We start from the raw sequence: 17,143 nt of genomic DNA on the forward strand, positions 1-17,143 counted from the left end.
GCGGCCTAACTGTTGGGCTTGGCGGGAGCGGCGGCGGCCTCAACCGGCGCCTCTTTCCCGGGCCCGTCGAGCAGGGTGACGGCAGTGCCCTCGCTCAATTGCAGCACGCCCTCGGAAATGATGGCATCGCCGGGCTTGATATCGGCGCGCACTAGCACGCCATCGCTGTTGCGCTGCACGATTTCCGCCATGACCTTGTGGGCCTTGCCATCCACATAGGCCCACACATAGGAGCCATCGGCCGACCACTGGATCGACAGCGGATTGACGGCGGGGAATTGTTCGCCGGCAAATTGCAGCGCGACGGTGAAGGACATGCCAGGGCGCACGGCATTGTCCTCGTTGGGAATGCGGGCCTGGATCTGCAGGGTGCGGCTTTCGGGATCGATGCGGTTATCGACGGCGCTGACCACGCCGGCGAACGAGCGGCCCGGCAGGGCGATGGCCGAGGCGGTCACCGGCATGCCGACATCGACGGTGGTGGCATAGCGCTCGGGCACCCAGAAGGTGATCAGGATTGAGGACGAATCCTCGATGGTGGTGACGGCGGTTTGCGCCGAGAGGTAATTGCCGGGCGTCACCTGCATCAGGCCGGCAGTGCCGGCGATGGGGCTGGTGATGGTGCGTTTTTGCAGGGCGACTTCGGCATCGCGCAGTTCGAGACGCGCGTTGTCGGCCGCGAGTTGTACGGTGGCGAGAGCGGAGCTGGCGACGAGGTTGGATTGGGCCAGTCCCAGATTGCGGGTCAAGGTCGACTGGGCATCGGTGTTGGCCAGCGTGGCCTTGTCGAAGGCAATCTGCTCGCTGGCGGCATCGAGGCGGCCGATGATCTGGCCGGCGGTGACGTGATCGCCCGGGGCGACCAAAAGGTCTTCCAGCGTGCCGCCGGCAGGCGCAGTCACGGTGACCGAGCGCACGGCATTGCCCTGCCCGATGGCCGAGAGGCTGTCATTGATGGTGGCCATCACGACGGGGCTGGTGACCACCGAGGAGGTGCGGGCACGGCCGCCAAATCCGCCGCGACCACCGCCCTGCCCGCCCGGACGGGCACCGGGCTGCGCGCCCGGTTGCTGGCCCGGAGCACCCGGCGGCGTGGCACCCTGCGGCGCAATGCTGGCGACCTGCGTCTCGGCGCCCTGCGCCGGTGCCGAAATCGGCAGGGTGATGCCCATGCTGGCGAGCGTCTGCTCGGCGCCGGGGACGAACAGCACCCACCCGGCAACGGCCAGCACCAGGATAACCAGACAGATCAGCAATTGACGTATCAACGCAGGGAAATCCTTGTACCGATGAGTGTTGCGGCGCCGGAGGGAGGCCCACGACGCAATCATGCCTCAAGTGCCGGGCGCTGAACATTTAATTTGCGGTAACGTTAGGGTGCGCAGACGACAACTGCGTGATCAGGCCAGAATATGAGCCGTGCCAACGATTTGAATGCCCACGGTCGCGCCGATCTCCAGCGGGGCGAGGCTGGGGGTCTCGATGGTGAAAATGCTCGAGGTTTCCAGCGCCAGGCTGGGCAAGCGCAGGCCCGCGCTGCTGGCGGGCAGATGCTCGATCAGCAGCCGCCAGGTCGAGCCGCGGAAGGTGCGGCCAACGATGCGGCCCAGGCTGGTGGTGGATGAAGGGTCGGTCTGGCCGGCCGAGGTCAGCTCCAGCTGCTCGGGTCGCAGCATGATGGTGGCGTTGCCGCGACGGCTAGGCGTGTCGGTGGGGACGCTGCCCAGAATGGTGTGGGCGAAACCGTCCTCGAGACGGGCCTGCAGGATGATGGCATCGCCGAGGAAGCGAGCGGTCTGTGCGTCCTTGGGTCGCAGGTAAAGATCCTGGGGCGGACCGGCCTGGACCACGACGCCGTCGCGCAGGACGGCGAGGTGATCGGCGAAGGACAGCGCCTCGGCCTGGTCATGGGTAACGAGGATGGTGGTGATGCCGGCGGTGCTGAGCACGTCGCCGACCATGTCGCGCATGGCTTCGCGCAGGCCGGCGTCGAGGGCGGAGAAGGGCTCGTCCAGCAGCATCAACTTGGGCTGGCGCGCCATGGCGCGGGCCAAGGCGACGCGCTGCTGCTGGCCACCGGACAGCTGATGCGGGCGACGGTCATGCATGGAGGGGGCGAGACCCACTTGCTGCATCAGTTCGGCAATTCGGGCGTGGCGGTCGGGACTGTTGCGCGCGATGCCGAAGCCGATATTGGCGGCCAGCGTCAAATGCGGAAACAGCGCGCCTTCCTGGGCCACATAGCCGATGCCGCGACGATGGGCGGGCACTGACATGGTGCCCTCTGCCAACATCGTATCGCCCAGCGCGATACTGCCCTGGTCAGGGGATTCAAAGCCCGCGATGAGGCGCAGCAGCGTGGTCTTGCCTGAGCCGGACGGGCCGACGATGGCGGTGCGGCTGCCGGCGGGCACGGTGAGATTGAGGCCGGTCACCGCGACGGACTTGCCGTAGCGCTTGGTGACATTGTCCAGTGTGACGAAACTCATGGCTTGGATTCTCGATCGGCTTCCAGCCGGAGCAGCAGGACCAGCGGCAAGGACAAAACCACCATCAGCACCGCATAGGGCGCGGCGGCGGCAAAGTTGAGCTCGCTGGTATAGGACCAGAAGCGCATCGCCAAGGTTCTTGTGCCGTTGGGCGCCAGCATCAGCGTGCCGGTCAGCTCATTGGCGATGCCGAGCGCCACCAGCGCCGCGCTGGCGGCGGCGCCGGGCGCGGCGAGGCGGAGCGTGGTTTTCCAGATCGCCACCAGCGGCGGCTTGCCGAGGCTGACGGCGGCGCGTTCGAGCTCGATCGGGGCCTGGGCGATGCTGGCGCGCAGGCCCACCAGCGCACGCGGCAGGAACATCAGCAGGTAGGCGAGCAATAGCGTCGCCATGGTCTGATACAGCGGCAGCGCGACGCGGACGGTGATGGTGACCAGCGCCAGCGCGACGATGACGCCGGGCAACGCGCCGACATAGTAATGGCAGGCTTCGAGCGCCCGTTGCACCCGGCTGGGCGCGCGAATGGATAGCCAGGCGATGGGGAGCGCCGCCAGCGTGGTGATCAGCGCGCCGCCCACTGCCAATGCGGCGGTCTGGACCAAAGCCGGCACGATGCCATCGAGCCGCCAGACACCGGCGCCACCGCTGATCAACCAGCGGGTCAAGGTGAAAATCGGCACGCCGACGGCCAGCAGCGTCAGTGCGGTGGGGAGCAGCGCGGCAATCCAGGTGAAGGCGCCCAGCCGCCACTTTGGCGCATGGCGGGCGGCGCCGGACCCGACGCGGGCGTAGCGTTCATCGCCGCGCAAAAAGACCTCGAGCCGCAACAGTACGAGGCACAGCAGCACCAGCACACCGCCCAACAGGTTGGCGGCGGGGCCATTATAGACCGCCTGGAACTGGTCGACGATGGCGGTGGCAAAGGTGTCGAACCGCATCAGCACGAAGAGGCCATATTCGGCCAGCAGATGCAGCCCGATCAGCAGCGCGCCGCCGCAAATGGCGAGGCGCAGTTGCGGCAGGATGACCGTGATGAAGATGGCAATGGGCGTGTGACCGAGCGAGGCGGCGGTCTCTTCCAGGGTCGGATCGAGCCGGCGTAGTTGCGCGGCGATCGGCAGATAGAGGAACGGAAAATAGGCCAGGATGGACACCATCACCGCGCCCGGCAGGCCATGCAAAGTGGGCATGACGCTGGCCCAGGCATAGCTGTGCACGAAAGCCGGAATGGCCAGCGGGGCCACCATCAGCCAGGACCAGAGACGCGCGAAGGGCAGATTGGTGCGCTCGATCAACCAGGCCAGGCTCACCGTGAGCGCAATGGCGATCGGCAAGGTCAGGGCGACCAGGATCAGCGTGTTGAACAGCAGTTCGGCGACCTTGGGCCGCAGCACCAGGTCGCGGACCGTATCCCAGCCGCTGGTAATGGCGATCCACACGATGAAACCGAGTGGGATCAGGCTGAGGATGGAGATAATAATGGCGGGGATGATCATCGGCAGATGGAGCGGCGCGTGCCGCTTCGTCTCCATCGTCTGCGCCGGTGATACTGCCAGGCTCAATGCCCCGCCTTTCAAAGACAGTGCCGCCGGGGGCAAAACCACCGGCGGCGTGTGATCGCAAATTTCAGTCCGGCTTACAGCAAACCGGCCGCCGTCATCAACTCGGAGGCCTTGATATTGTCAAGCTGGGTGGGATCGACATGGGGCGCATCGAGATCGGCGAGCGGGGTCAGCGCGGCGTTGGACGCGGCATCGACGCCGACGGCGTATTCGAACGAAGTGCCATCGCGCAGCACGGCCTGGCCGGCAGCACCGGTGACGAACTTGAGGAACTTCAGCGCGTCTTCCTTGTGCTTGCTGGAGGCCAGCACACCGCCGCCCGAGATCGAGACGAACGCGCCCGGATCCTGGTGCTTGAAGTAGTGCAGCGCGACATTGGCGCTGCTTTCCTTGGTGCCGGCCTGATCGCCGAACCAGTAGTAGTGATAGATCAACGCGCCTTCGACTTCGCCATTGTTGGCGGCGGCCATGGCGGCACGGTTGCCGCGCACGACGACGGTGTTTTCCTTCATGCCCTTGAGCCAGGCGACAGTCGCCTCTTCGCCCTTGAGCGCATAGTAGGCCGCGACGATTGCCTGGAAGTCGGCGCCCGACGGCGAGGAGGCCCACCGGCCCTTCCAGGCGGGATCGGCCAACTCGTCCATGGTCTTGGGGAGGGTGTCTTCGGTCAGCTTGCGCGTGTCATAGGCGAACACGGTGGAGCGGGCGGCGATGCCGGTCCAGTGGCCATTTTCGGGACGATACTGGGCAGGGACCTGGTCGGTGATGTCGGCCGGCAGCGGCTCGAACAGGCCGGCATTGTCGACCAGCACCATGGCGGGCGAATTTTCGGTGAGGAACACGTCGGCGGGCGAATTGGCGCCCTCCTGGATCAGCTGGTTGCCGACCTCGAGGTCGCTGCCCTGACGAATGGTGACCGCAATGCCGGTTTCCTTGGTGAATGCATCGGCCCATTCCTGAGCCAGCGATTCATGCTGGGCATTGTAGACGGTGATGCCGGCGTCCTGCGCAAAAGCGGAGACGGAGAGAGTGGCGAATGCCACGCTAACGGCCAGACGCTTGGCCAGTGCTGAGAATGTTGTTTTCAAAATCGCCTCCTGAGGCGTCCCAACGGACGTGCGGGCAGGTATAAAATTATGAACTCCTAAGTCAACTTATATCATAGGAACGTGATCAAAAGAATCATGTTTACACAAGCGGAGGGCGACGGATCGGATCAAGCGGGGGCGGGCCGGGATGACAAGCGCCGATCGGCGGACTAGGTTGGCGCCAGCTAAACGGCTTGAAGTATTCAAGGAATGGGCAGTGCATATCGCGGCCATGTCAGAGCGAGCTAACGCGCCGTGGGCATGACGCTTCGCCGGCGCTCGCTGGTCCTCTTGACGCTGCTGGTGTTCTGGCTGGCCTATTTCATCGGCCTGGGGGTGATCGCCTTCGGACAGGCGGGCCAAACGGTGCAACGCATCGACAGCGTGCATCAACGGCTCGAAAGCCTGATCGAGGTCGACGGCTTGGCCAACGGCTATTCCGGCAAGGTGGCGGAGGTGCTGCTGTTCGGGCGCGCAGCGATGCCGGCGCTGCAAACGGCGCGGCTGGGACTGGAGCGGGCATTCGTGAAACTGGCCCAGATCACTCGCGACCAAGTATCCTCGCTGGCCGGCATGGAGGCGATCCAGGACCAGCTTTCGGAGGTCGAAGACACGAGACGGATGCTGGAACTCTATCACGCGATCGACCTGTCGGCGGCGCGGGCGCTGGTCGCGCAGCGTGATGGTGGGGGCGCCGAGGCGCTGGCGCTGTTTCAGCGCGACGTGCAGTTCCGCATCGACAACGAATTCGCGGCGCTGGTGCAAGACGGCATGCAGGGCGAGCGTAATGAGCTAGCCGCGCAATTGGCGAGTGCCGAACGGACGCGCAGTATTTTGCTGTGGCTCGCGCTGGGCAGCGCAGCGCTGGCCGTGGTTTCGATAGGATTTGCCGTGCTGTGGTTACAACGGGCGAGAGAGCGGCAATTGCGTTCGGCTCAGGCATACGAGCAGCTCCAAACAGAGATGGAGGGACGCACGCGGCAGCTCCAGCAGGCCAATGAACGGCTGCGGGACCTCGATCGGCGGCGGGCGCAATTTCTGGCCGATGTCAGCCATGAATTGCGTACGCCGCTGACCATCCTGCGCGGCGAGGCCGATGTGGCCTTGCGGGTGAAGGCCGATCCGGCGGAGCAGCGCCAGTCGCTTGAGCGCATTCAGGGACAAGCGGCGGAGCTGGGGCAATTGCTCGATGACCTGATCAGTTTTGCGCGCTCGGACGCCGAACCGCAGGAATTGGTGCTGGCCGAAACCCGGCTGGAGGATGTGATTGCCGCCGCTGCGCAAGAGGGAGAAACGCTGGCGGAACCGCGCGAGGTCACGATTGATCTCAAGCTGGCGGATGCTGCGGTGCATGTCGACGCGGATTTCCGCCGGCTCAAGCAGGCGTTCATTATCGGCATCGACAATGCCATCAAGCATTCGCCGCCGGGGGAGAGCATCAGCATCGTCTCCAGCCTTGAGGACGATCACGTCCTGGTCCGCATCGAGGATCATGGGCCGGGTCTTGCCGAAGGCGATGAAGAGCATGTGTTCGACCGATTTTACCGCGGTCGCAATGGCGGCGATCCGATCAGTCAGGGGTTGGGGATTGGGCTGTCCATCGCCAAGGATATCGTGGAACGGCATGGGGGCAGCATCGCCATCGGCAATGGGGCGGAGACCGGGGCGGTGCTCACCATAACCCTGCCGTTGCGGGGGGCGATCAAGCCATGAAAATCCTCGTCATCGAAGACGACCGCCGGATCGGCGGGTTTTTGGAGCGCGGGCTGGTGGCCGAGGGCTATCAGGTCACGCTGGAGCCGGACGGGCGCGACGGGCTCGACCGGCTGCGCAATGATGCCTTCGACCTCGTGATCCTGGATCGTATGCTGCCCTATGTCGATGGGTTGGAGATTTGCCGGCTGATCCGGGAGGAGCGGTTTCCGGTGCTGATCCTGATGCTGACGGCGAAGGACAGCCTGCAGGACAAGATCGACGGCCTCAAAGGGGGCGCCGACGACTACCTGACCAAGCCGTTTGCCTTCGACGAACTGCTGGCGCGCATCATCGCCATGCGTCGCCGCGGCCCGGGCCAGGACGAACGCAGCCTGTTGCGCGTGGGCACGCTGACGCTGGATTCGGAGTCGCGGCGGGTGACGCGCAACGGCGAGCCGATCAGCTTGACGGTGCGCGAATTCGAGCTGCTGCGCTACCTGATGATCAATGCCGACCGCGTGGTCAGCCGGGAACGGCTGCTGAACGGGGTGTGGGAATACGGTTTCGATCCGGGCACAAAAATCGTCGATGTCTATGTGCGCTACCTGCGCCAGAAGATCGACAGCGCCGAAGGGCCGTCGTTGATCCAGACCGTGCGTGGCATCGGCTACATGATTTCGGCGACTCCCGCTGCCGGGGCTTGAGCGTTCTATCCAAATTCTAACCAAACGCTCAACGCCATCTAATGCGAGCGGCCTAACCTGCACGTCAACGCAGCCTCCTTTGGCGGCGGACTTGCAGGAGACGTGCAGTGACGGACGAATGGGCCCCGATCAAAACCAAGCGGTTCGAAGGCGAGAGCTTGGATGCCTATCGGCGCCGGGCCGACAAGGTCGCTGAGATCGTGCAGGCGTTCCGCATGGGTCGCTATGATCGCGAAATAGGCGAAGTCATGGAGCGCAAGCTGACCGACTTGCTGACCCCGGCGCTGGAGCACAGCTACTAGTCGGCGGGCGTGCTGGCGGCGCCCGATGTCGGCGCATAGAAATCCGATGACGGATCATTGAGAACCAGGTCGCGGATTGCCGACCACAGATAGCTGCGCAATTCGATGAAGCGCGGCGTGGCGCGGATATCGTATTGCCAGCGCGGATGGGGCAGACCGACCTCGATTTCCTCGATCACGCGACCGGGCCGCGGGCTCATCAGCACCACGCGGTCGGCCAGCATAATGGCCTCGTCGACGCTGTGGGTAACGAACAATACGGTGGCGCGGTGCTGCGCCCATAGCTTCATCAGTTCCACCTGCATCAGCTCACGCGTCTGCGCGTCGATGCTGGCAAAGGGTTCGTCCATCAGCAGGATTGAGGGTTCGCTGGCGAAGGCGCGCGCCAAGGCCACGCGCTGTTTCATGCCGCCCGAAAGCTCACCCGGATAGGATTGGGCGAAGCGTTGCAACCCGACCAGGGCGATGTAATGCGCGGCGCGTTCGGCCCGCTCGTGTTTGTTGAGGCCGGTTGCGGTCAGGGCGAATTCGACATTGGCCTGCACCGTGGCCCAGGGAATGAGCCGAAACGCCTGGAACACAAAGCCCATTTCGGGGCCCGGTCGTGGCGCCTGGCCGGCGACTAGGACGCTGCCGCTATCGGGCGGCACTAGGCCATCGACCAAGCGCAGGACGGTGGTCTTGCCGCAGCCAGACGGCCCCAATATCGAGACGAAATGGCCTTCTGGAACGCTCATATCGAGGTGTTGCAGCGCCATGGTGGGCGTGCCCGAATTGCGCCGTTCGAAAGCCTTGGACACGCCCGACAGGACGATCTTGGCGGAGGCGGCAGCGGCCGCCTCGCCGGAGGAACTCCCAGATGTCATGGAGCATCCATGCTGGCATCGGTGCCGAGGGTCTTGAGGACGTCGCCGACGAGGCTCAGATCGGCCCAGCTCGACATTTCGACGGGCTTGAGGTCCTTGAAGTCCTCGGTCTGGTAGAGCCAGTCGGTGGAATATTGCAGTTCCTTGGCGCTCATGCCGCCATTGACGCTCCAGCTTTTGGCGAAGGATGCGGCCAGCGTTTCGAGATCGGCGCGGCTGACATTAGGCTGGAACGGCGCGATGGCATCGACCCACTTGCTGGGGTCCTGGGCAAAATCGCGCGAAATCTTGACCAAAGCCGTGATCACTTTGACCACATCGTCGTGCCGCTGTTCGAGCGCCTTCTGGCTGACGATGTTGACCTTGTTGATCACCGGGGCGGCTGCATAATAATCATCCTGCGAGACCAGGATATGCAGCCCCGTCTTGTCCGGCAAGGACTGCCAGACGCCGATCGACACCGTGGTGGCATCGATCTGGCCGGCGGCCAGTGCCTGGATGCGGATATCGGGCTGGCCGATGGCGACGAAGTCGACCTTGGCGAGGTCAACACCATCGGCGGTCAGCACGCGGCTCGACAGCGAATGATCGAGGCTGCCCGGGCGACCGATGCCGAAGCTCTTGCCGGCGAGGTCAGCGGTGCTGGTGATGCTATCCTTGGCGGCGATCAGGTAGGGCAGCGACTTGTTGGGCGAAACCACCGCCTTGAGATCGGTGGTGCCGGTGGCGACGAGCTGGATCAGCGCATCGAGCCCGATATTGGCCATTTCGCCCTCACCCGACTGGATGGCGGCGATGGCCGACGGGGTCTGCTGCACGCGCACCAGTTCCACATCGACGCCTTCGCGCTCGAAATAGCCAAGCTCGACGGCCAGGTCCATCACCGAATTGGGCACCAGCGGCGGCTCCAGGTGGGTGACGATCAGCCGAAACGGATCGGCGTGGGCGGCAAGGCTCATGCCCGCCAGCAGCAGCGCGGCGGCCGCGGTGCGCAACAGGGCCTTTGTTGGGTTGTGCATGTTTATCTCCTCTGCCCATCGGGCTTAAATTCAGTCGCTGGTCTTCCAGCGCACCAGGCGTTTTTCGAGATGGCGCAGGCCTTCGGAGACGATGACGCCGATAATGGCGAGCACGATCACGATGACGAAATACTCGGCCATGCGGAACGTGTTGCCGTAGATAGCCAGCAGGCCCCCGAGCCCGCGCACGGCGGTATAGAGTTCGGCTACAACGGTGTTGATCAGCGCGATGGTGGCACCCAGCCGGAGGCCGACAATGATGAACGGCACGGCGCTGGGCAGCACGATGCGGGCGAAAATCTGCATCCGGCCGGCGCGCACCGAGCGGGCCATTTCGATCAATTCCTGATCGACCGCCAGCACCCCCGCATAGGTATTGATCAGCACCGGCATCACCGCGCCGAGAAAGACGATGAAAATCTTGGCAGGAAAGCCAAGGCCCAGGAACACGATGATCAGGGGAATGAAGGCGACGCGCGGCATGGCGGCGAGCGCATAGACGTAGATTTCGAGCGTCTTGCCGACCGGCAGGAATACGCCCATCACGAGACCCACGGGAATGGCCACCAGAATGCCCAGCGCATAGCCGCCCGCGAAGGTGATCAGGCTATCGCCCAGAGCGACGATCAGCTTGCCATCGGCCAGCAGTTTTTGCGCCGCAAGCAGCGTTGCCCACGGGCTGGGAATGAAATTGGCCCGGACATTGAGCGAAATCACCCACCACAGGACAATCAGGAAAATGAGAAAAAGGAACCGGTAAAGCGCAATCATGTTGGCGTGAGTTGAACCGCGAAAAAGCCATCGCGTCCATCAATACCTTGCCAAGGATTTGTCTATCGGCGTCAGGTGTTTACAGGTCGGCGAACGGCTCGCGATCGAGAAATGGTGGCGTCGGCAGGATGGTGGGCGGCTTGAGCGCGGCGCCGGTGGCCTGCAGCGCATCCAGCAGGCTCGCATAGGGCTGGACATGGCGATATTGCGAGGGGACCAAGGCCACGATATCGCGCCGCCCCGCATTGACGCGGTAGAGCCGCACGCCCTCGGGCGCGTTCGTCCCAGCCACGGTGGAGAGGGCCGGCGCCAGGCAAACGCCAAGCCCCGCACGCACCAGTCCCACCGCCACCTCGAAACTGCGGCATTGGGCGACGGTGCGCGGCTGCGGCAGTGCCTGGGCGTACCAGTCCTCGACGCGCTTGGCATGTTGAGTGCCGAAGGTGAACTGGATCGACCGGTTCAGCAGTTCGAACTGGCCCTGCGCCAGATCGCGTTCGGGGTTTTTCACCACGCTAAGGTCAAGCGCTTCGGGGACCACCAGCACATAGGGGTCCTCGAACAGCGGCACCTGGACGAAGCCCACACCGGCCTGCGCCACCGAATTGGCGGCCAGCAGGCCGATGGTGATGCGCCGCGCATAGAGCAATTCCAGGATATCGGCGGGCGCGCTTTCCTGGATATCGAAATCGGTCTGCGGGAATTGCTGGTGCATGCGCCCGACGGCATCAGGCAGGACGGTGCGCAACACCGAATTGATTCCCGCCAGGCGCAGCGTCACGCGCTTACCCTCGCTGAAATGAACCAGCCCGTCGTCGAGTTCGCGCATGCTGCGCAAGATGTTTTCGGCCTTGGGCAGCAGGTAATTGCCGGCCTCGGTCAGCACCAGTTCATTGGAGCGGCGATGGAACAGGCGGGCGCCGACGGTGGACTCCAGTTTGGATAATTGCTGGGACAGCGAGGGCTGGGCCAGGCCCAATTGCTTGGCGGCCTTGGTCAGCGTATCGGAGCGGGCGATGGCCCAGAAGATGCGCAATTGATGCAGCGTGATTTCGGCCTTGTTCTGGCTCGGCCGGTCCCAAAGCAGGGTTTCCACACTGCGCTCGGCGTGTGGATCAATAGCAATCAGGCCGTTATCGTCGTCCATGGCCGCCTCGATCAGTTGCGCTTGAGCGTCTTGATGGCGCCCGCCTGTGGATCATAGCCGTGCGCCGCCAATCCGAACGCCACGAGGCCACATCCGGCCACCACCGCCAGCGAAAGCCAGTTCATCTCGCCATAGGCGGCGTAGCGGATCAACTCAACCGCATGGGTAAACGGATTGGCCAGCGACAGGTAATAGACCACATCGGCGCCCGCCTCACGCAATTTCCACAAGGGATAGAGCGCAGAGGACAGGAAGAACATGGGGAAGACGACGAAGTTCATCATGCCGGCGAAGTTCTCGATCTGGGGGGTATACACCGAGACCAGCAGGCCGATGGAACCGAGCATGAGGCCGGCGCACACCACCGCGGGGATGGCATAAAGGCTGCCCCAGCCGGGGAATTGATAGCCGAAAATGCGGGCCAGCAGCAGGAACGCGAAGACCTGCAGCAGTGAGAGGATAGTGGCGCCGGCGATCTTGGCGAACAGCAGATAGCTGCGCGGCAGGGGCGAAACCAGCATGACCCGCATCACTCCGGCCTCACGGTCATAGACCATGGAGAGCGCCGACTGCATGCACTGGAACAAGATCACAATGCCCATCAGCCCCGGCAGGATATATTCCTGATAGGGCGTGTAGGTCTTGTAGGGCTGCACGATGGAGACGCCGAGCAGGTCGTGCAGGCCGGTGGCGAAAACCAGCAGCCACAGAGCTGGTCGGACGATCGCCGAGAGCAGCCGCTCGGTCTGGCGCAGGAATTTGGCGATCTCGCGCCAGGTTACGGCATAGAGCCCCAACCACAGATGGCTGAGGGTTAGAGGCATTGCTGCTCCGGTTCGTCAGTGCCGAGGGTATCGAGAGTATTGGTTTCGTGGAGAAACCCGTCAAGCGGGGCTTCGGCGATGACGGCATTGTGGGTCGCCAGCACGATGGGCATGCGCATCTGGCCATCCCAGGGACGGAAGTTGAGTTGCACGCCCTTGGAGCCGTCCATGCGCAGCCGCGAGCTGCGAATGTATTCGGCGATCTTGGCGTAATCGTCGGAGCGGGCCTTGGCATAGGCGGTGACGATGGACTTGGCGGCGATCCAGGTCGCCCAATCCTGTCCCGTCATGCGGCGGCCCTTGGTCAATTCCTCGAACCGGACGGTGACCTGGGTGGAGCCGTCGCGATCCCACGACCATTGCCATTCGCTCGCCGCCAGCCCGGTCGAGCCGATGACGAGGCGGGGCAATTGCGTATCATAGGGCAAATAGCGCGAGAACTCGCCCTGATTGTCGGCGACATAGACCACGTCGTAATCGGCATTGCCGGTGATCAATTGCGAGTTGTTGGACTCGCGATTGGCCGGGTCGGTGGCGAGGGTGAAGGTGCGCGTATCGACAACGTTCAGGCGCTGACGATCGGCGGAGGCGCGGAAGGCATCGGCCATGGCCTTGTCGCGTTCGAGCGGGCCGACCAGCATCAGCACCTTGGTCCAATTGCGGGTGCGCAGGTATTGCACCATCGCATCGGCGTTCATGCGATCGGAGGCCGCGGTGTGCAGCAGGTTGGGCAGGCAGAGGCTGCGCAGGCGATCTTCAGGCGCCGTGGCATTGATCAGCGTTACGGGCAGGTCCTTGGTGGCCGTCGCAACCTGTTCGACCAAATCGGCGGGCAGGTCGAGGATGATGAAATGCTCCCCGGCCGTGACCATGGCCTGAACCTTGGCGGTGAGGCTGGTCGCATCGGCGGCCTCCTGATGGTCGAGCGACACGGTCTGGCCGACGGCGTCCGAGACCACTTTAAGGTCATCGATGCCCATGGTGGCGCCATCGACGGGATTGCCACCGGGGGCGATCTCGATGCGGGTGTAGACGATGTCGGGATGATAGCGTGGATCGTCCTGCAGGCCGAGATAGCCGATGGTCACCGGCCCCTCGGCCAGAGCCGCACCCGACCAGAGGCCCAGTGCCAGAACGGCGAAAACCAGGTGCTTAATCATCGATCACCACCGAATGCGGGACACGGCCAATCGGGATGGAAATCTCCGGCTTCATCGAGGCCATGTCGATGATGGTGATGTCGTCCGACAGGCCATTGGCTACGTAGGCCTTGGTTTCGTCGCTCGACAGATCGACCGACCAGGCGCGCTTGCCGACCAGCACATATTGGAGCACGTCATGACTCTTGGCGTCGATGATGGCGACGTGATTGGCACGGCCCAGGCTGAGGAGAACCTTGGAACCATCCTTGGTGATGGCCAGGCCCACGGGCGTTACGTCTTCCTCACGGAAGCCCGGCGGCACGAAGATCAGGCTGTCGCCCTTGATCTCGTTGGTCGCCGTATCGATGATGTAGATCTCGCTGGACAGCTCGCAGCTCACCCACAATTCCGAGCCATCGGGGGTCAGGATGAAGCGGCGCGGCCGCGTGCCGACCAGGATGTTCTTGGTCACGGCGCCGGTGGCGGTATCGACCACATGCACCATGTCGGCGACTTCGGAGGTCACATAGGCGGTCTTGCCGTCCTTGCTGACGATCACGCCTTCGGGCTCGGCGCCAGTTGGAATGTCCTGCACCGACAGGCGGCTTTCCATATCGATCACTTCGAGGCGGGAATCCTCCTCATTGGACACCAGTATCTGCTTTTCATCGGGCGAGAAGGCGAACACTTCGGGGCTCGGGCCGGTCGGAATATGGTCGACCACTTCCAGCGTCGCCACGTCGATGACATCGATCACGTCATCGTCGCCGCAGGCCACATAGAGCAGGCTCTTGTCGGCGTTGAAGTGCATGTCGCGCGGACGGCGCGAGGTTTCGATACGCTTGACGATGTTGTGGTCTTGGTCAAGCACCACGACCTCGTTGCCCTTCTCGGTCGAAACGAAAATCATGCCGGTGCCGGCGGCCCAGGCGGGAAGCACTGAAATAGCCGTGGCGAAAGCCACGGCCGCCAGTATTGCCAGACGCTTCATGTCAGTCTCCTCACTTGACGATGAACGTGCCGGTCAGACCCCGGGTTTCGTAGCCAGGTACATAGATCTTGTATTCGCCCGGCCGTACCGGAACGAAGGAGATGTTGAAGGTGCCGGCGTCATCGAACTCGACGCTGTAGAGATCGGCCGACTTCACCTCGAGGTCGTTGACCACAATCTGGTTGATCCAGGAATTGCGCCACAGTTCGGGCGCCACCACGGCGATTTCCTCGCCGCCATCGCTGGTGATGTCGATCCGGTAATACTTGCCGGTCTCGAGTTGCCACTCGTTCTGCGAAAAGGTCAGGTTTTCGGTATCGATATTGAGCGTCAGGTCGGTGCCGTTGGCGGCAAGATTGCCCTCGGCGAAGACCGGATGGGTGAAAATACCCATGGCGACGAGAAGAACGGACGTAGTCTTGAACAATGATTTCACGATTAAATCCCCCAGTGCCTATGGCGGCTATTGTTTATTCCTATGCACCTTCGGCATGAGCGCCATTTCGAGCAACCTTGCGCGCGCAATATTCAGTATTGGGATCGCCTATGTCCGCCGATGGTAGCCAGAGGCTAGTCAACGGGAATGGATACATGCGCAGCGCAACAGGACTGATCTTCGCTACCCTCGCTGCGCTGGCACCGCTGCCAGCCTTGGCGCACAGCCTGCCCAAGGCAGAGCTGTCGATCGGCATCGAGGGGGGCAGCACGGCGCAATGGGTTATCGAGGCCATCGCCGCGCAGGGGCTGGATGAGAAGCACAATCTGGCGCTCGATGTTCACGTGCTGGCCGATGCTGCAGCCAAGGCTGCACTTGCGGCGGGCGAGGTTGATATCATCGCCGCCGATTTCGTCTGGGTTTCGGGCCAGCGCAGCGCCGGCAACAAGATCACCATGGTGCCGGACGCGCTGGCGAGCGGCGGGCTGATTGCCAGTTCGGCGGGCGGCGTCATCGAGCTCGGCGATCTCAAGAATGCGACGCTGGCGGCCGCGGGCGGGCAGTCCGACACCGACTGGATCGTGCTGAATGCCGACTATAGCAAGAGCACCGGCGCGCCACTGGCCACGGCGAATTTCGGACCGGCGGCGGGGATCAACGATCTCTTGGCTAATGGCGGCGCGCAGGCCGGGCTCAATAGCTGGCAATGGAACGCCAGGGCGACGGACACAACCAATGTGCTCTCGGTGCAGGCCATGCTGACCGATCTGGGCGTCACCGAGCAGCCGCCGTTCTCGGGCTGGGCCTTCAGCGATGCGACCGCCAAGGACAAGAAGGTGGGCCTCGGCCAGTTCCTCGACGCGGTATTTGAGGCCAATGCCACGCTGCTGAGCGATGACGCTGCCTGGAATGATCTGCGCGAAACCATGGGCACGCCGGACGATGCGCTGTTTGCGCGGTTGCGCGACACCTATCGCGCCTCCATCGTCTCCACCTATAGCCCTAGCGCGCCCGCGCCGGCCAAAGCCGCGTTCAAGCTGATCGCGCAATTCGCCGGTGTCGAGTCGGTGGGCGGCAAGCCAGCGCTGGACGCGGGCACGTTCTGGCGCGGCTATCGCAAATAACGCCCGGACAATGACCATCGACAGGACGCAGGCCGTGCCAATAGCGTGTTCCGAAAAGGCCCCAGCATGACGGTTCCAATATCCGACCCGGTTATCGCCTTCGTCGACGTCACCAAGTCGTATGGGGACATCAAGGCGCTCAACGCCATGGATTTTGCCATCGGGCCGGGCGAGATCGTCGGGCTGCTAGGTCCGAACGGGGCCGGCAAGTCCACCCTGTTCCAGATTGCCGCGGGACTGTTCGCGCCCGATGGCGGCACGGTCTCGGTATTCGGGCTCGACTACAAGACCAACGCGTCGCGCATCCTAGCCGACCTCGGGGTGGTGTTCCAGGCGCGCTCGGTCGATCTGGACACGTCGGTCAAGGCCAACCTGGTGTTCCACGGGCGCCTGTTCGGATTTTCCGGCAACGACCTGGCCGACCGCATTACCCAGGTCACCGAATTGCTGGAAATCGCCGACCTGCTGAAGCGGCAGGTGCGCACTTTATCGGGCGGCAACCAGCGTCGCGTCGAGATCGCCCGCGCCTTGCTCAACCGGCCGAAACTGCTGTTACTGGATGAGCCCTCGGTGGGCCTCGACGCGGTGACGCGCCGCAACATGATCGCGCATGTGCAAAAAGTGCGCGACCAGAACGGCACCTCGATCCTGTGGGCGACCCATCTGGTCGAAGAGGTCGAACACGCCGACCGGATCATCCTGATCAACAAGGGCGACGTGCTGGAAAACGGCACGCCCGCCGAGCTGATGGCTCGAGCCGGCGTCGACACCTTGACCGATGCCTATATCGCGCTATCGCGGCTGGCGCCGGGCGCGGCGGCACCAAGCGCGACCTGAGGCCAGGCGCTCTTCACCACTCCCTTTGGGGGAGAGGTCGACCCTCTTGGGTCGGGTGAGGGGGCCTTTTCTCGGCTCGGTGTCTGGGGAAAGCCCCCTCACCCGTCGCTGCGCGCCGACCTCTCCCCCAAAGGGAGAGGTGGATG

17 protein-coding genes are annotated in these 17,143 nt (G+C 63.6%); 5 read left to right on the forward strand and 12 right to left on the reverse strand.

Going from position 1 to position 17,143, the window contains the following annotated elements; translation table 11 throughout:
• Window positions 1–5 precede the first annotated feature (5 nt).
• From JWR51_RS05235 to JWR51_RS05250, 4 genes are all read right to left on the reverse strand, one after another.
• Window positions 6–1,256, reverse strand: coding sequence for an efflux RND transporter periplasmic adaptor subunit (locus JWR51_RS05235; protein ID WP_299744626.1), 1,251 nt, complete (start codon window positions 1,254–1,256; stop codon window positions 6–8).
• A gap of 144 nt (window positions 1,257–1,400) precedes the next feature.
• On the reverse strand, window positions 1,401–2,489 hold the full coding sequence (locus tag JWR51_RS05240) for an ABC transporter ATP-binding protein (protein WP_299744629.1): 1,089 nt from the start codon (window positions 2,487–2,489) through the stop codon (window positions 1,401–1,403).
• Window positions 2,486–4,021 (reverse strand): iron ABC transporter permease, encoded by a 1,536-nt coding sequence (locus JWR51_RS05245; RefSeq protein ID WP_299744681.1) that lies wholly within the window; start codon window positions 4,019–4,021, stop codon window positions 2,486–2,488. Before JWR51_RS05245 ends, JWR51_RS05240 begins: the two co-directional genes overlap by 4 nt.
• Window positions 4,022–4,125: 104 nt before the next feature.
• Window positions 4,126–5,139: an iron ABC transporter substrate-binding protein gene (locus JWR51_RS05250; RefSeq protein WP_299744631.1), complete on the reverse strand. Its 1,014-nt coding sequence runs from the start codon at window positions 5,137–5,139 to the stop codon at window positions 4,126–4,128.
• 261 nt (window positions 5,140–5,400) lie between these two features.
• Between JWR51_RS05250 and JWR51_RS05255 the strand changes: the two genes are divergently transcribed.
• The 3 genes from JWR51_RS05255 (at window position 5,401) to JWR51_RS05265 (ending at window position 7,840) form a co-directional block, all read left to right on the forward strand.
• Window positions 5,401–6,852, forward strand: coding sequence for a HAMP domain-containing sensor histidine kinase (locus JWR51_RS05255; protein ID WP_299744635.1), 1,452 nt, complete (start codon window positions 5,401–5,403; stop codon window positions 6,850–6,852).
• Window positions 6,849–7,538, forward strand: a complete 690-nt coding sequence (locus tag JWR51_RS05260) for a response regulator transcription factor (protein WP_299744637.1) — start codon at window positions 6,849–6,851, stop codon at window positions 7,536–7,538. The genes JWR51_RS05255 and JWR51_RS05260 overlap by 4 nt, the downstream gene beginning before the upstream one ends.
• A gap of 107 nt (window positions 7,539–7,645) precedes the next feature.
• On the forward strand, window positions 7,646–7,840 hold the full coding sequence (locus JWR51_RS05265; protein WP_299744640.1) for a hypothetical protein: 195 nt from the start codon (window positions 7,646–7,648) through the stop codon (window positions 7,838–7,840).
• Here JWR51_RS05265 and JWR51_RS05270 read toward each other — a convergent pair.
• The 8 genes from JWR51_RS05270 to JWR51_RS05305 all read right to left on the reverse strand — a co-directional run bounded on the left by JWR51_RS05270 (window position 7,837) and on the right by JWR51_RS05305 (window position 15,036).
• Window positions 7,837–8,706 carry an ABC transporter ATP-binding protein gene (locus JWR51_RS05270; RefSeq protein ID WP_299744643.1) on the reverse strand — a complete coding sequence of 290 codons (870 nt, stop codon included), beginning with the start codon at window positions 8,704–8,706 and terminating at the stop codon, window positions 7,837–7,839. The two genes, JWR51_RS05265 and JWR51_RS05270, sit on opposite strands and share 4 nt — an antisense overlap.
• Window positions 8,703–9,725 (reverse strand): ABC transporter substrate-binding protein, encoded by a 1,023-nt coding sequence (locus JWR51_RS05275; protein WP_299744646.1) that lies wholly within the window; start codon window positions 9,723–9,725, stop codon window positions 8,703–8,705. Before JWR51_RS05275 ends, JWR51_RS05270 begins: the two co-directional genes overlap by 4 nt.
• Before the next feature lie 30 nt (window positions 9,726–9,755).
• Window positions 9,756–10,496 (reverse strand): ABC transporter permease, encoded by a 741-nt coding sequence (locus tag JWR51_RS05280; RefSeq protein ID WP_299728576.1) that lies wholly within the window; start codon window positions 10,494–10,496, stop codon window positions 9,756–9,758.
• A gap of 79 nt (window positions 10,497–10,575) precedes the next feature.
• Complete coding sequence (locus tag JWR51_RS05285) at window positions 10,576–11,643, reverse strand: LysR family transcriptional regulator (RefSeq protein ID WP_299744648.1); 1,068 nt, start codon at window positions 11,641–11,643, stop codon at window positions 10,576–10,578.
• 11 nt (window positions 11,644–11,654) lie between these two features.
• Complete coding sequence (locus tag JWR51_RS05290; RefSeq protein WP_299744651.1) at window positions 11,655–12,467, reverse strand: ABC transporter permease; 813 nt, start codon at window positions 12,465–12,467, stop codon at window positions 11,655–11,657.
• Complete coding sequence (locus JWR51_RS05295; RefSeq protein WP_299744654.1) at window positions 12,458–13,627, reverse strand: amino acid ABC transporter substrate-binding protein; 1,170 nt, start codon at window positions 13,625–13,627, stop codon at window positions 12,458–12,460. Before JWR51_RS05295 ends, JWR51_RS05290 begins: the two co-directional genes overlap by 10 nt.
• Entirely contained in the window at window positions 13,620–14,600 is a 981-nt protein-coding gene (locus JWR51_RS05300) for a PQQ-dependent catabolism-associated beta-propeller protein (RefSeq protein ID WP_299744657.1), read from the reverse strand. The genes JWR51_RS05295 and JWR51_RS05300 overlap by 8 nt, the downstream gene beginning before the upstream one ends.
• A gap of 10 nt (window positions 14,601–14,610) precedes the next feature.
• A complete protein-coding gene (locus tag JWR51_RS05305) occupies window positions 14,611–15,036 on the reverse strand; it encodes a hypothetical protein (protein ID WP_299744660.1) in 426 nt (141 codons plus the stop codon).
• A 155-nt stretch (window positions 15,037–15,191) separates the two neighbouring features.
• Between JWR51_RS05305 and JWR51_RS05310 the strand changes: the two genes are divergently transcribed.
• Together JWR51_RS05310 and JWR51_RS05315 are read left to right on the forward strand one after the other, a co-directional pair.
• Window positions 15,192–16,160 (forward strand): hypothetical protein, encoded by a 969-nt coding sequence (locus tag JWR51_RS05310; RefSeq protein ID WP_299744663.1) that lies wholly within the window; start codon window positions 15,192–15,194, stop codon window positions 16,158–16,160.
• Between the two features lie 66 nt (window positions 16,161–16,226).
• A complete protein-coding gene (locus JWR51_RS05315; protein WP_299744666.1) occupies window positions 16,227–16,997 on the forward strand; it encodes an ATP-binding cassette domain-containing protein in 771 nt (256 codons plus the stop codon).
• Window positions 16,998–17,143: the final 146 nt, after the last annotated feature.

It is taken from the genome of Devosia sp., assembly GCF_028290625.1.
GTDB lineage: Bacteria > Pseudomonadota > Alphaproteobacteria > Rhizobiales > Devosiaceae > Devosia.

What these genes read in the sequence shown, in the direction of transcription:
- JWR51_RS05240 (WP_299744629.1), bottom strand. Translation starts at nt 2,489, where the DNA reads ATGAGTTTCGTCACACTGGACAATGTCACCAAGCGCTACGGCAAGTCC.
- JWR51_RS05245 (WP_299744681.1), bottom strand. Translation starts at nt 4,021, where the DNA reads ATGGAGACGAAGCGGCACGCGCCGCTCCATCTGCCGATGATCATCCCC.
- JWR51_RS05255 (WP_299744635.1), top strand. Translation starts at nt 5,401, where the DNA reads ATGACGCTTCGCCGGCGCTCGCTGGTCCTCTTGACGCTGCTGGTGTTC.
- JWR51_RS05260 (WP_299744637.1), top strand. Translation starts at nt 6,849, where the DNA reads ATGAAAATCCTCGTCATCGAAGACGACCGCCGGATCGGCGGGTTTTTG.
- JWR51_RS05270 (WP_299744643.1), bottom strand. Translation starts at nt 8,706, where the DNA reads ATGACATCTGGGAGTTCCTCCGGCGAGGCGGCCGCTGCCGCCTCCGCC.
- JWR51_RS05275 (WP_299744646.1), bottom strand. Translation starts at nt 9,725, where the DNA reads ATGCACAACCCAACAAAGGCCCTGTTGCGCACCGCGGCCGCCGCGCTG.
- JWR51_RS05280 (WP_299728576.1), bottom strand. Translation starts at nt 10,496, where the DNA reads ATGATTGCGCTTTACCGGTTCCTTTTTCTCATTTTCCTGATTGTCCTG.
- JWR51_RS05285 (WP_299744648.1), bottom strand. Translation starts at nt 11,643, where the DNA reads ATGGACGACGATAACGGCCTGATTGCTATTGATCCACACGCCGAGCGC.
- JWR51_RS05290 (WP_299744651.1), bottom strand. Translation starts at nt 12,467, where the DNA reads ATGCCTCTAACCCTCAGCCATCTGTGGTTGGGGCTCTATGCCGTAACC.
- JWR51_RS05295 (WP_299744654.1), bottom strand. Translation starts at nt 13,627, where the DNA reads ATGATTAAGCACCTGGTTTTCGCCGTTCTGGCACTGGGCCTCTGGTCG.
- JWR51_RS05300 (WP_299744657.1), bottom strand. Translation starts at nt 14,600, where the DNA reads ATGAAGCGTCTGGCAATACTGGCGGCCGTGGCTTTCGCCACGGCTATT.
- JWR51_RS05310 (WP_299744663.1), top strand. Translation starts at nt 15,192, where the DNA reads ATGCGCAGCGCAACAGGACTGATCTTCGCTACCCTCGCTGCGCTGGCA.
- JWR51_RS05315 (WP_299744666.1), top strand. Translation starts at nt 16,227, where the DNA reads ATGACGGTTCCAATATCCGACCCGGTTATCGCCTTCGTCGACGTCACC.